The 13,195-nt window shown below is 71.2% G+C and carries 11 protein-coding genes; 3 read left to right on the forward strand and 8 right to left on the reverse strand.

What is annotated here, in order from left to right; all coding sequences use genetic code 11:
• From H295_RS0118995 to pgm, 3 genes are all read left to right on the forward strand, one after another.
• Positions 1 to 526, forward strand: a 526-nt coding sequence (locus tag H295_RS0118995) for a carbohydrate ABC transporter permease (protein ID WP_020136922.1), incomplete at its 5' end; no start/stop codon positions are given.
• Between the two features lie 30 nt (positions 527 to 556).
• On the forward strand, positions 557 to 2,566 hold the full coding sequence (locus H295_RS0119000) for a beta-galactosidase (protein ID WP_028809513.1): 2,010 nt from the start codon (positions 557 to 559) through the stop codon (positions 2,564 to 2,566).
• Between the two features lie 223 nt (positions 2,567 to 2,789).
• On the forward strand, positions 2,790 to 4,430 hold the full coding sequence (gene pgm / locus H295_RS0119005; RefSeq protein ID WP_020136924.1) for a phosphoglucomutase (alpha-D-glucose-1,6-bisphosphate-dependent): 1,641 nt from the start codon (positions 2,790 to 2,792) through the stop codon (positions 4,428 to 4,430).
• A 421-nt stretch (positions 4,431 to 4,851) separates the two neighbouring features.
• Here pgm and H295_RS0119010 read toward each other — a convergent pair whose 3' ends face one another.
• From H295_RS0119010 to H295_RS0119045, 8 genes are all read right to left on the reverse strand, one after another.
• A complete protein-coding gene (locus H295_RS0119010) occupies positions 4,852 to 5,838 on the reverse strand; it encodes a TIGR01777 family oxidoreductase (protein ID WP_043217641.1) in 987 nt (328 codons plus the stop codon).
• A 66-nt stretch (positions 5,839 to 5,904) separates the two neighbouring features.
• Positions 5,905 to 6,597, reverse strand: a complete 693-nt coding sequence (locus tag H295_RS0119015; protein WP_043217662.1) for a GAF and ANTAR domain-containing protein — start codon at positions 6,595 to 6,597, stop codon at positions 5,905 to 5,907.
• 166 nt (positions 6,598 to 6,763) lie between these two features.
• Positions 6,764 to 7,942, reverse strand: coding sequence for an MFS transporter (locus H295_RS0119020; protein WP_020136927.1), 1,179 nt, complete (start codon positions 7,940 to 7,942; stop codon positions 6,764 to 6,766).
• Positions 7,939 to 8,505, reverse strand: coding sequence for a Chromate resistance protein ChrB (locus tag H295_RS0119025; RefSeq protein WP_020136928.1), 567 nt, complete (start codon positions 8,503 to 8,505; stop codon positions 7,939 to 7,941). Before H295_RS0119025 ends, H295_RS0119020 begins: the two co-directional genes overlap by 4 nt.
• Positions 8,506 to 8,547: 42 nt before the next feature.
• Positions 8,548 to 9,906, reverse strand: coding sequence for a GH1 family beta-glucosidase (locus H295_RS0119030; protein WP_020136929.1), 1,359 nt, complete (start codon positions 9,904 to 9,906; stop codon positions 8,548 to 8,550).
• 20 nt (positions 9,907 to 9,926) lie between these two features.
• A complete protein-coding gene (locus H295_RS0119035; RefSeq protein WP_020136930.1) occupies positions 9,927 to 10,766 on the reverse strand; it encodes a carbohydrate ABC transporter permease in 840 nt (279 codons plus the stop codon).
• A gap of 13 nt (positions 10,767 to 10,779) precedes the next feature.
• Positions 10,780 to 11,772: a carbohydrate ABC transporter permease gene (locus H295_RS0119040; protein WP_028809514.1), complete on the reverse strand. Its 993-nt coding sequence runs from the start codon at positions 11,770 to 11,772 to the stop codon at positions 10,780 to 10,782.
• 5 nt (positions 11,773 to 11,777) lie between these two features.
• Complete coding sequence (locus tag H295_RS0119045; protein ID WP_020136932.1) at positions 11,778 to 13,094, reverse strand: ABC transporter substrate-binding protein; 1,317 nt, start codon at positions 13,092 to 13,094, stop codon at positions 11,778 to 11,780.
• Positions 13,095 to 13,195 lie beyond the last annotated feature (101 nt).

The raw sequence follows: 13,195 nt of genomic DNA on the forward strand, positions 1-13,195 counted from the left end.
CGCCGGCAACCTGCTGCCCCAACAGGTCATCATCACCCCTCTGTACCGCCTCTACCTCCTCATCGACCTGCCCGGCATCACCATGTCCGGCAAGCTCTACGACTCCGCCCTCGGCCTGGTCCTCATCCACATCGCCTTCCAGTCCGGCTTCTGCGCCTTCGTCCTGTCCAACTACATGCGCATGCTGCCCCACGAACTCACCGAAGCCGCCCTCGTCGACGGCGCCTCGGTCTGGCGGATGTACTGGCAGATCGTCCTGCCCCTGTGCAAACCCGCGATGGCCGCCCTGGGCACCCTGCTCTCCATCTGGATCTACAACGACTTCTTCTGGGCGATCGTGCTGATCTCCACCGGCGAGAACATGCCCATCACCTCCGCCCTGAACAACCTCTCCGGCCAGTACTTCACCGACCCCAACCTCGTCGCCGCCGGAGCCCTCCTCACCGCCATCCCCACCCTCATCGTCTACTTCGTCCTCCAACGCCAGTTCGTCAGCGGACTGACCCTCGGCGCCAACAAGGGCTGACCACCACCCCGTTCGAAAGCGACTCCTGCATTGACTACCGCACGCGGTCTTCGCCTTCCCGGTATCGCCTACGGCGGCGACTACAACCCCGAGCAGTGGCCCGAGGAGGTCTGGGCCGAAGACGTCCGTCTCATGCGTGAGGCGGGCGTGAACATGGTCAGCGTCAACATCTTCTCCTGGGCGCTGCTGGAGCCCCGGGAGGGTGAGTTCGACTTCTCGCGCCTGGACCGGATCCTCGCCCTGCTGCACGACCACGGCATCGCCGCGGACCTCGCGACCCCGACGGCCGCCCCGCCCGCCTGGTTCTTCCGCAGGCACCCCCAGGCCCTGCCCGTCGACCGGGACGGCCGGCAGCTGTCGTACGGCAGCCGTCAGACCTTCTGCCCCTCCAGCCCCGCCTACCGTGAGGCGGCTTTGCGGACCGCCCGCGCGCTCGGCGAGCGCTACGGCGACCACCCGGCCGTGGTCATGTGGCACATCCACAACGAGTACGGCTGCCACAACGCGGAGTGCTACTGCGACACCTCGGCCCAGGCCTTCCGCCGCTGGCTGCGGGAGCGCTACGGCGACCTGGACGCCCTCAACGACGCCTGGGGCACCACCTTCTGGAGCCAGTGGTACTACGACTGGGACGAGATCATCCCGCCCCGCACCACCGGAGCCGTCCCCAACCCCACCCACCGACTCGACTGGCGGCGCTTCTGCTCCGACGAACTGCTGTCGCTGTACACGGCGGAACGGGACCTGCTGCGCGAGCTGGCTCCGCAGATCCCCGCCACCACCAACTTCATGGTGAACTTCTCCTTCGAGGCGCTGGACTACTGGCGCTGGGCACCGGAGTTGGACATCGTCTCCAACGACCACTACCTGCGCTCGACCGACCCCGAGTCGGAGGTCGACATCGCGCTCAGCGGTGACCTGGTCCGCTCGCTGTCCGGCGGCCCGTGGCTGCTGATGGAGCACTCGACGGGCGCCGTGAACTGGCAGCCCGTCAACAGGGCCAAGACAGCAGGGGAGTTGCGCCGCAACGCACTCGCCCATGTCGCCCGGGGCGCCGACGGCATCGCCTACTTCCAGTGGCGGGCCGCCAAGGCGGGCGCCGAGCAGTGGCACTCGGCGATGCTGCCGCACGCCGGCACCGACAGCCAGATCTGGCGGGACGTGGTCCGACTCGGCTCTGATCTGGGCGCCTTGGCCGAGGTGCGGGGCAGCACGACGGAGGCCCGGGTCGCGGTGGTGTGGGACTGGAACGCGCACTGGGCCGTCGAGGCGGAGTCCCAGCCCAGCGGCGAACTGCGCTTCGTCGATCTGGTGCGGGACTGGTACCGGCCGCTGTGGCAGGCCGGTGTGGCCGTGGACTTCGTACGCCCCGACGCCGACCTGTCCGGGTACCGTCTCGTGCTCGCGCCGAGTCTCTACCTGGTCGACGACGCGGGCGCGGCCAACCTGACCGGCTTCGCCGAGCGCGGCGGCACCCTGGCCGTCGGTTTCCACAGCGGTGCCGTGGACGCCAACTGCCATGTGCGGCTGGGTGGTTATCCGGGCGCCTTCCGGGAGGCCCTCGGGGTGCGCACGGACGAGCTCTTCCCGCTGCTGCCCGGCGAGTCCCTCAGCCTCAGCGACGGCGGCACGGCGTCCCTGTGGTCGGAGCGGGTCGCGCTCGCCGGAGCGGAGACCGTCACGTCGTACACCTCGGGCCCCCTGGCCGGGGTCCCGGCGGTCACCCGGCACCCCTACGGCGAGGGCGTCGCCTGGTACCTGGCCACGCGGCCCGACCCCGCGACCTTCGCCGCCCTGCTCGCCCGCATCTGCGGGGAGGCCGGGGTGCAGCCGGTGCTGGCCGGTGTGCCGGCCGGTGTGGAGGCGGTCCGGCGCACCGGCGCCGACGCCGAGTACCTGTTCCTGATCGACCACGCCGGGAGCGGCGCCGAGATCCCGGCCGAGGGCGTCGAGCTGCTCACGGGCAAGGACGTCAGCGGTTGGGTCACCGTCCCGCCAGGGGGTGTGGCGGTCGTCCGCGAGCCGCGCAACCGGCCGTGAAGTGGTGCGTTCCGACCGGGCATGAGTGCGGATCTTCGGGGTAACAGGGTCATGCCTACCGGGGAGGGGCCGTCACACCTGGGGAGGTCGCGACGGCTCCTCTCTCCCCGGACCGGGTCCGTCGGTGCCTGATCGGCCCCTGAGGCCGGGGGCGCCCCGACGGGCCCGGCAGGGGAGAATGAGGGCCGTACCCAACGGTCGACCCTTGCGGAGGAGCGGGTAAATGCAGAACGCGCGAGCGGGACAGGTCGCCGGACCCGAGGACCTCATCGATGTGGCCCGTCTGGTCACGGCGTACTACGCACTGCACCCGGACCCGGCGGAGCCGGGGCAGCGGGTGGCGTTCGGCACCTCGGGGCACCGCGGTTCGTCCTTCGCGGTGGCGTTCAACGAGGACCACATCGCGGCCACCAGTCAGGCCATCTGCGAGTACCGGGCCGCCCAGGGCACCGATGGTCCACTCTTCCTCGGCGCCGACACGCACGCCCTGTCGGAGCCGGCGCGGATCACGGCGCTGGAGGTCTTCGCGGCCAACGACGTGACCGTGCTCATCGACGAGGCCGACGGCTACACGCCCACCCCGGCGGTGTCGCACGCCATCCTGACCCACAACCGCTCGCGCACCTCCGGGCTCGCGGACGGGGTGGTGGTCACGCCCTCGCACAACGCGCCCGCCGACGGCGGTTTCAAGTACAACCCGCCCAGCGGCGGTCCGGCCGGTTCGGAGGCGACCTCCTGGATCCAGGACCGCGCCAACGAGATCATCACCGGCGGTCTGAAGGACGTACGGCGTATCCCCTACAGCCGTGCCCTCGCCGCGCCCGGCACCGGCCGCTACGACTTCCTCGGCACCTATGTGGCCGATCTGCCGGCCGTGCTGGACCTGGAGGCGATCCGGTCCGCCGGGGTGCGCGTCGGCGCCGATCCGCTGGGCGGCGCTTCGGTGGCCTACTGGGGCCGGATCGCCGAACAGCACCGGCTCGACCTCACGGTGGTGAACCCGCTCACGGATCCCACCTGGCGGTTCATGACGCTGGACTGGGACGGCAAGATCCGCATGGACTGCTCGTCGCCGTACGCCATGGCCTCGCTGATCGAGCAGCGCGACCGCTTCGACATCGCCACCGGCAACGACGCGGACGCCGACCGGCACGGCATCGTGACACCGGACGCGGGTCTGATGAACCCCAACCACTATCTGGCCGTGGCCATCTCCTACCTGTTCTCGCACCGGGAGCAGTGGCCCGCGGGCGCCGGGATCGGCAAGACGCTGGTGTCGTCGAGCATGATCGACCGGGTCGCGGCGGACGTCGGCCGGCCGCTGGTCGAAGTCCCCGTCGGGTTCAAGTGGTTCGTGGACGGTCTGTCGGACGGCACCCTCGGCTTCGGCGGTGAGGAGTCGGCCGGTGCGTCCTTCCTGCGCCGGGACGGCTCGGTGTGGACCACCGACAAGGACGGCATCATCCTGGCGCTGCTCGCCTCCGAGATCACGGCGGTGACCGGGAAGACCCCCTCGCAGCACTACGCCGGGCTCACCGACCGCTTCGGCGCGCCCGCGTACGCGCGCGTGGACGCCCCGGCCTCCCGTGAGGAGAAGGCCCTGCTGGCCAAGCTGTCCCCGCGACAGGTCACCGCCGACACCCTCGCCGGGGAGCCGGTGACCACGGTCCTCACGGAGGCTCCGGGCAACGGCGCCGCCCTCGGCGGCATCAAGGTCGCCACCGCCAACGCCTGGTTCGCGGCCCGTCCCTCGGGCACGGAGGACGTCTACAAGATCTACGGCGAGTCCTTCCTCGGCCCGGACCATCTGCGCCAGGTGCAGGAGGAGGCCAGGTCGGTGGTACTGGGGGCGCTGGGGTCCTGAAACCGGCCCGTCGGGAGTCCTGGGGTCCCGGGGGTGCTGGGGGTGCTGGGGGGGCCACTCCGCCGGGTCGCCGGTGCCGAGGCAGGGAAAGCCGGCCCGGGCATGCCGGACGTCCCGGGACGCTGGAGGCCTGCCCCCAGGTCGCCGACGCCGAGCCGCCGAAAGCCGGGCCCGGCCCGCCGGGCATGCCGGGGCCCGAAAGGGCTGAGCCGGGCCGCCGGGCACCCGTTCGGTCCAGGTCGGCCCGGCCGACCGGCGGCTTCGGATCGGGGTCCGGTTCGGCGGCCGTCCCTGCCCCGGCCAAGGTCGCCGTGCCGTCGGCGGCCATCGGCCCGACAGTCGACTCCCGGTCGCCGTGCCGTTCAGCGGTCCCGGTCCGGGGGCCGATCGCGCCACGCGGCCGACCACTCGGGGCGGTCGGCTAAGCGGTGCGGCTGGTCGCGGTGCGGGGCCGGTTGCCAGTGGCGCGGGTCGGCCTGGATCGCCGTACGAGATCCTTCGCGGCCGTGTCCCACTCCGGGTGTTCGAAGGTGAAGCCCGCCGCCCGCAGTCGGCCCGGTGTCACCCGGCGGCTCTTGAGGAGCAGTTCGGTGTCCGAGCGCAGTGCGAACGCGCCCAGTTCGGCCATCCAGCGGGTCGCGGGCAGCCCTGCCGGGACGCCCCAGGCCGAGCGGAGCGCCCGCATGAAGTCGCGGTGCGGCAGCGGGCCGGGCGAGGCGAGGTTCACCGGTCCCGAGAGGTCCTCGCGGGCGATCAGGAAGTCCACCGCGCGGACGAAGTCCTCGGCGTGGATCCAGGAGACGTACTGCGCGCCGCCGGCCACCGGGCCGCCGAGTCCGAGCCGGACCAGTCGCGACAGGACGTCGAACACACCACCGCGGTCGGGGCTCATGACCATCGCCGCGCGCAGGGCGAGCTTGCGGGTCGCGGGTGTCGGCGCCTCGGTCTGCGCCCGCTCCCAGTTCTTCGCGATCTCCACGCTGTGGGCCCAGTAGTCCGGCACCCCGGACTCGGAGCCGCCGATCACGCCGGTGGTCTCGTCCTGGGCGGCGTCGAAGCGGTGGGCGTAGATCGTCGCCGTGCTCATCTGCAACCACACCCGCGGCGGCCGTGCGGCCGCGGCGACGGCCTCGCCGACCACACGTGCCGAGTCCACCCGGGAGTCCATCATGGCCCGCAGGTTCTCGGCGGTGTAGCGGCAGGACACGCTGCGCCCGGCCAGGTTGATCACGACATCGCTGCCGTCGATCGCCTCGGCCCAGCGGCCGAGGGTGACGCCGTCCCAGGCGAGGTGGTGCGGGCGGGTGGGTCGTCGGGTCAGCACCGTGACCTCGTGGCCGGCGGCCGTCAGGGCGCGGTCGAGGACCGTGCCCACCTGTCCGGTGCCGCCGGGCAGCACAAACTTCATGAGATCCCCCTCAGCGTGGCTCGCCACAGCCTAACCGCCGTTTTTGAACATGTTCAACAGGGGGGGTCAGGTCTGGTCCGGCCGGTCCTTCCGCACCCGCTGGGCCACGTCGCGCAGCTTGATGTTGTGGTGCTGGGAGATACGACGCAGCACGTTGAACGCGTCGTCCTCGCTCAGCCCATGCCGCTCCATCAGGATGCCCATGGCTTCGCCGATGGCGTGCCGGGACTTCATGGCGTCCTCGAGCTGGTCGATGGTGCGCGCATCGGCCACGGCCACGGCGGCGTGCGAGGCGAGCAGCCAGCCGGCGGTCTCGATGTCCTTGCCGAAGGCTCCGGGGCGGCGGGAGTAGAGGTTCAGCGCGCCGAAGTCCTCGTCGTGGGTGTAGAGCAGCACTCCGGTCATGCTGCCGATGCCCAGCTCCCGCGCGGCCACGGCGAACCGGGGCCAGCTCGGCTGGGGTTCACGCAGGTCCGCGATCCGGTACACCCGCTCACCGTCCGGGCGCTGCGCGAGATCGAAGCAGGGCCCCTCGGCCAGCTCACCCTGGAGCCGGTCGGACGCCTCGACGACGTCCCCGCAGGAGGACAGCGTGACCGCCCGGCCCTTGCGCAGTGCGAGGATCCCGGCCGCGTCGCAGCCGTCCACCAGTCTCACCGCCGAGGCCGCGATCTCGTCCAGTGTGCCCTGCACCGAGTCCTGCGCCAGCAGGTTCCGGGCGAGCTGGGCCATCGACTCGGCGAATTCCCGCCACTCCACCACGACCACCCGCTTCGATCATTCGTACGAACACCCTATCGCCGCCCCGCCGAGCCGTCCTCGCCGGAGCTGGTACCGCTGCGGGGCCCGGGGACCACTCCCCCGCGACCACCGCCGTCAGTGCCGTCAGATACCCGGAGCCGTGCGAATCAGGCCACGCCGGGGCTCACCGCTTCCCGGGGCGGTGCACGAGCAGGACAAGGGGCCCAACCGCGAGCAGCACGGCCAGGACCGCGTAGCCGTAGGTGAGGGTCGTGGCCGTTGCGACGGCGGCGACGAGCAACGGGCCGCCCGCGTCGCCGAGTTCGCGGCCGAGTTCGGCGGAACCCATGGTCTGGCCCAGCCGCTCCGGCGGGGTCGACGAGGCCAGCGTGGCGAAGCCGAGCGGGGTGATCAGTCCGGTTCCGGCGCCGATCAGGGCGGCCGCGCACAGGACGCCTGCCAGGCCCGGCAGCCTCGCGCAGGCCAGGCCGGCCGCGGTGACGAGGAGACCCGCGAGCAGGCCGGAGCGGGCCGTCAGGCGCCCCTCGTCGAGCGCGCGCCCGGCCCTGGGCTGGACGACGGCCGCGCAGGCGGCGAGCACGGACACGGCGGCACCGGTGGCGACCGTGCCGAGGCCCGCGGCCCGGCCCGAGACGGGCAGGAAGCCGACGCCGACGGACAGGGCGGCGGTCGCCCCGGCCAGGGCAGCGGTCGGGGCGAGGAAGACGGGGTCCGCGAGGCGCCGCGCCAGATCCAGCACGGTCTGCCGGGCCTTGGGCAGCGGGGGTACGACGGGTACCGCGACGGCGGCCCAGACGGCCACGGCCGCGCCCAGCACCGCCAGCACCGCGAACAGCAGCCGCAGTCCCCCGGCCCACACCAGGACCCCGCCGAGCAGCGGGCCGAGGGTGTAACCGACGGACTTGCAGAACCCGTAGCTGCCGAAGGCGCGGCCGTGCCCGGCGGTCGGGTTGAGGCGGGCCACCAGGGCGGAGGCGGACGGGGAGAAGGCCGAGGCCGCGGCACCCTGGCCGAGGCGGGCCGCCCAGAGCCGGCCCGGGCTGTCCGCGACGACGTACAGCGCGGAGGCGGCGGCGAAGGCGACGAGGCCGCCGAGCAGCACCGGGCGGGCGCCGATCCGGTCGGCGAGGGAGCCGAACAGCGGCTTCAGGACGACCTCGGCGCCGTCGTACAGGGCGAGGAGGCCGCCCAGCACGAGGAGCGAGGTGACGGCGTCGTCGGAGAAGCCGCCGAGGTTCGCGGCGATGCCGTGGGCGCCGAAGGCGGTGGTGAAGCCTGCCGCGTAGAGGGGCCACATCGCGCGGGCCGGGGCCGCCTGCCGGGGTGCCTCCGTGGAGTTCATCGCTGGTCGGACGGGGTCTCGTGGAGGGCCGCGAAGACCCGCTCCGCGTAGTCCTCGCAGGCGGCCGTGCACTGCCTGAGACGTTCGCCGGCCCGGGCCGCCTCCGGGGTACCGAAGACGTCCCGGGCGGTCAGGTCGCGGTGCCAGCGTCGCAGCCGTTCCAGCGACTGCTCCTCTTCCTCCAGTTCGGCGAGGGTGAACTTGGCGATGCGGATCTCCTTGGCCAGCTCCTCCTCGAACTTGCCGCAGTCCGCCAGGAACTCCGCCCAGTCGGCCGACCGGGCCGCGCCGAACAGCTCGCGGAGCCGGGCCGCGTCCTGTGGCCCGCGCCCCGACGCGGTGAGCGTCATCGCCTGTCCGCCGGCCTTCTCGGTCAGCGCGAGCGCCCGCTCGATGCCGTCGCCGAAGACCGGCACGTCCGGTACGGCCCAGATGCCCTGGCCGAGCGAGAGCGCACCGATCTTCCGCAGCTCGCGCCAGACCGCCACGCGGTGCCGGGAGGGCTCCGCGTCCAGCTTGATCACGAGCACGAGCCAGCGGCCCGCGCTGTCGACAGTCGTCACACGCGTGAATGTAGCAGCCGTTACATCGACGCTGGGGCGAGGTCAGGCGGCCCTGCGTCCGCTCTCCGCGTGCGCGCGGATGACGTCGGCGTACCGGTGACCGGTCCCCTTGATGGTGCGCTTCTGGGTCCGGTAGTCGACGTGGACGAGCCCGAACCGCTTGTCGTAGCCGTACGCCCACTCGAAGTTGTCCAGCAGGGACCAGGCGAAGTACCCGGCCAGCGGGGCTCCCTTGCGGGCGGCGGAGGCGCAGGCGGCGAGGTGGTCGATCAGGTACTCCTGGCGCTGCGGGTCGTCGACCGTGCCGTCGGGGCGTACGACGTCGGGGTAGGCGGAGCCGTTCTCGGTGACGTACAGCCTGCGGGCGCCGTACTCGTGCGTCAGGCGGAGCAGCAGGGTCTCGATGCCGCTCGCGTCGATCTCCCAGCCCATGCCGGTGCGCGGGACACCCGGGCGGGCGATCTCGCGGGCCCGGGGTGCCGGGCCGGTGGGGTCGTCGGCAACGGTAACCGGCATGTAGTAGTTCAGGCCCAGCCAGTCCAGGGGCTGGGCGATCGTCGCCGAGTCGCCCGGCTGCTCCGGGAGTTCGACGCCGTAGACCTCGCGCATGTCGTCGGGGAAGCCGCGGCCGTGGATCGGGTCGAGCCACCAGCGGTTGGTGTGGCCGTCCATGCGGCGGGCGGCCTCGACGTCCTCGGGCCGGTCGGTGGCGGGGTGGATCGTCGAGAGGTTGTTGACGATGCCGACCTGGGCGCCGGGGGCCGCCGCGCGGATCGCCCGGGTGGCCAGGCCGTGGCCGAGGAGCAGGTGGTAGGAGGCGCGGACCGCGGCGGTGAGGTCGGTCAGGCCGGGGGCCATCTTGCCCTCCAGGTGGCCGATCCACGCCGAGCACAGGGGCTCGTTGAGCGTGGTCCAGTGGTTCACCCGGTCGCCCAGTCGTGCGGCCACGACCGAGGCGTACGCGGCGAAGTGCTCGGCGGTGTCGCGGGAGGGCCAGCCGCCGCGGTCCTGGAGGACCTGGGGCAGGTCCCAGTGGTAGAGGGTGACGGACGGGGTGATGCCGGCGGCGAGGAGGCCGTCGATCAACTCGTCGTAGAAGTCGAGGCCCTTGGCGTTGACCGGGCCGTCGCCGCCGGGCACGACGCGCGGCCAGGCGACGGACAACCGGTAGGCGTTGGTGCCGAGTCGGCGCATGAGGTCGATGTCCTCGCGCCAGCGGTGGTAGTGGTCGCAGGCGACGTCGCCGGTGTCGCCGCCCGCGACCTTGCCCGGCGTGTGCGAGAAGGTGTCCCAGATCGAGGGTGAGCGGCCGTCCTCGGTGACGGCTCCCTCGATCTGGTAGGCGGCCGTGGCCGTGCCCCACAGGAAGTCGCGCGGGAGTGCGGCGAGGTCGATGGTCACGAAAGTCCTTTCGGGGTGGGTCACTTGACGGCGCCCGCCGTCAGCCCGGCGACGAGATAGCGCTGGAGCAGGAGGAACCCGGCGACCACGGGGACGCTGACGACCAGCGAGGCGGCCATGATCTGGTTCCAGTAGACGTTGTTGAGCGTGGAGTAGCCCTGGAGGCCGACGGCGAGGGTGCGGGTCGTGTCGTTGGTCATGACGGAGGCGAAGAGCACTTCTCCCCACGCGGTCATGAAGGCGTAGACGGCGACCGCGACGATCCCGGGGATCGCGGCGGGCACGACGACCCGGAAGAGCGCCCCGAGCGGCCCGCAGCCGTCGACCAGGGCCGCCTCGTCCAGGTCGCGCGGCACCGAGTCGAGGTATCCGATCAGCATCCAGATGGAGAACGGGAGCGAGAAGGTGAGGTACGTCAGGATCAGTCCGCCGCGCGAGCCGAACAGGGCGATCCCGGTGGCGTTGCCGATGTTGACGTAGATCAGGAACAGCGGCAGCAGGAAGAGGATGCCAGGGAACATCTGCGTGGACAGCACGGTGACCGTGAAGACGCGCTTGCCCCGGAAGTCGTAGCGGCTCACCGCGTAGGCGGCGAAGACCGCGATGACGACCGAGCAGACGGTCGCCGCGCCCGCCACGATCAGGGAGTTCACGAAGTAGCGGGCGAGCGGGATCGTCGACCAGATGTCGATGTACGGCCGGATGGTCAACTCGCTCGGCAGCCAGTGGAACTGCCCGGTGACGTCCGCGAGCGGCTTCAGCGAGCTGGAGACCATGACGTACACCGGCAGCAGCACGAAGCCGGTGAGCAGGGTGAGGAAGATCCGCCGGGACCACAGGAACGAACGCGGCGGCGCCATGGGCGAGTTGGGGCTAGACATCGGCCGGCTTCCTTCCCCGGGTGGTCAGCAGGAGGTACACGCCGGTCACCACGAGCAGGAACAGCAGCAGGAGGACCGACATGGCCGAGCCGGTGCCGAAGTTCCAGGTGACGAAGGAGGCTTGGTAGATGTGGACCGAGATGAGGTCCGCGGCCTCCGGGGCCGACCTGCCGAACAGGACGTACGGCGTGTTGAAGTCGTTGAAGGTCCACAGGAACAGCACCAGGAGCAGGACCTGGTTGACCGGGCGCAGGGACGGCAGGGTGATGCGGCGGATCTGCTGCCACAGGCCGGCCCCGTCCAGCGCCGCCGCCTCGTACAGCTCACCGGGGATGTTCTGGAGTCCGGCCATCACGATGAGGAAGGCGAACGGCCAGCCCTTCCACACCGACACCGTCAGCAGCGCCCAGAAGCTGTTGTCGCCGATGAGCCAGAACGACGGCTTGCCGGTGAGGTGCAGCTGGTCGTGCAGGACGTGGTTCACCAGGCCGTTGTCGTGCTGGAACATGAACACCCAGGTGATGACGGCCGCGTAGACCGGCAGCGCGTACGGCACCAGGAACAGGGCGCGCAGCAGGCCCCGGCCGCGGAAGGTGTCCTGCATGAAGACGGCCGCCGCCGTGCCGATCAGCCAGCACAGGCCGACCGACAGCAGCGTGAAGGCGACGGTGACGAGGAACGAGTGCAGCAGGGCCTCGCCGACGGGGGCGTCGAAGTCCACCGACACCTTGTAGTTGTCGAGCCCTGACCAGGGCGCGGCGCCCCAGTCGCGGATGTAGAACTGGGTGAGCTCCTTGAAGCTCATCACCGTGCCGATGACCATCGGCACCAGGTGGACCAGGAGTTCCAGGAGCAGGGCGGGCAGCAGGAGCAGGTAGGGCAGTCCGATGCGGCGGATCCTTCCGGGGCGGCGGCGGGGATGAGGATGCGCCGCCCCGGAAGGGGTCTTGCCCACGGACTGCTCCACGGGAGCGGTGGTGGTCATCGTGCTCACTTCGTCGGCATCTGCTGCTGGGCCTTCTCCAGCGCCGCCTTCACCGAGTCGGTGGTGACCGCGCGCCCGGCGGCCGCGTCGGCGAACAGGTCCTTGACGGCGGTTCCCACGGCGGTCTCGAACTGTGACTCGTCGGCGACCTGCGGCAGCGCGGCGGCGCTGGTGGCGAGGGTGTCCTTGAGGACCTTGTTGGCGCCCGAGCTGAAGGTGGCGTCCGACTGCACGGTCTTGACCGGCGGGATGGAGCTGTAGGCGGTGTTGAGGATCTTCTGCTCGGCGTCGCTGGTCATGAACTTCACGAACTTCTTGGCGCCGTCGATGTTGTCGGTGTTCTTGAAGACGGCCAGGTTGATGCCCATGACGGCCGAGTTGACCTGGGTGCCGGTGCCGGGCGTGCCGGACTGCACGGGCACCGGTGCGATGCCGTACTTGTCCGCGCTCATGCCCTGGGACTCGAGGTTGGCGGAGGCGGACTGCCACAGCAGCATGGCCTGGTTGCCCTTGGCGAAGTCGCTCACGGACTGGTTCTGGGCGTACTCGGCGTCGCCGGTCGGGATGACCTTGTCCTTGGCCATGAGGTCGACGTACTGCTTGACCGCGGCCACGACCTTGTCGTTGGTGAAGTCGGGCTTGCCGTCGGGGGTGAAGAACGCGCCGCCGTGCTGCTGGGCGAAGACGAAGACGTGGTGGATGTTCTCCGACAGGTTCGCGCCCTCGGCGCCGAGCGCGGACTTGCCCTTGGCCTGGATCTTCTTGCCGTCGGCGATCAGCTCGTCCCAGGTGGCCGGGGGCTTGCTGATGCCGGCGTCGGCGAAGAGCTGCTTGTTGTAGTAGAGGGCGTAGGCCATGGAGTAGAGCGGGACGGCGGCCGGGTCCTGGCCCTGGGCGCCGGTGGAGCCGAGCGCGGAGTCGACGAAACGGTCCTTGCCGCCGATCGCGGCGTAGTTCTTGGCGTTCCAGGGCAGCAGGGCGCCGGTGGCCTGGAGGGAGGCGCTCCAGGTGTTGCCGATGTTGAGGACGTCGGGGCCCTGCCCCGAGGTGGTCGCGGTGAGGATGCGGTTGAGCAGGTCGGACCAGGGGACGACCTCCACCTTGACCTTGATACCGGTCTGCTTCTGGAACCTGTCGAGTTCGGGCTGGAGGACCTTCTTGTCGACCTCGATGCTGGCGCCCTGGTTGGAGGCCCAGTAGGTGAGGGTCTTCGGCGAGTCGTTGGACCCGTCGCTCGTCGACGATCCGCCGCCGCAGGCGGTCACGAGCGTCAGCAGCGAGGCGGTGACGGCTCCGGCGGCCGCGACCCTGGTTCTGCGCATCTGGCGTCCCTTCCAGAGGAGACCCTTGGGTGCGTTCACTTCCCGAACGCCACCCAGGAGTTAATTTATGGCGTGATTTAAGACGCGAAGGAAACGCGCGT

Origin of the sequence: Streptomyces sp. 351MFTsu5.1, from assembly GCF_000383655.1 — a bacterium.
Lineage (GTDB): Bacteria > Actinomycetota > Actinomycetes > Streptomycetales > Streptomycetaceae > Streptomyces > Streptomyces griseorubiginosus.

Excerpts from the sequence above, each read along its gene's own strand:
- pgm (WP_020136924.1), top strand. The coding sequence starts at position 2,790 with ATGCAGAACGCGCGAGCGGGACAGGTCGCCGGACCCGAGGACCTCATC.
- H295_RS0119010 (WP_043217641.1), bottom strand. The coding sequence starts at position 5,838 with ATGAAGTTTGTGCTGCCCGGCGGCACCGGACAGGTGGGCACGGTCCTC.
- H295_RS0119020 (WP_020136927.1), bottom strand. The coding sequence starts at position 7,942 with ATGAACTCCACGGAGGCACCCCGGCAGGCGGCCCCGGCCCGCGCGATG.
- H295_RS0119035 (WP_020136930.1), bottom strand. The coding sequence starts at position 10,766 with ATGGCGCCGCCGCGTTCGTTCCTGTGGTCCCGGCGGATCTTCCTCACC.
- H295_RS0119040 (WP_028809514.1), bottom strand. The coding sequence starts at position 11,772 with ATGACCACCACCGCTCCCGTGGAGCAGTCCGTGGGCAAGACCCCTTCC.
- H295_RS0119045 (WP_020136932.1), bottom strand. The coding sequence starts at position 13,094 with ATGCGCAGAACCAGGGTCGCGGCCGCCGGAGCCGTCACCGCCTCGCTG.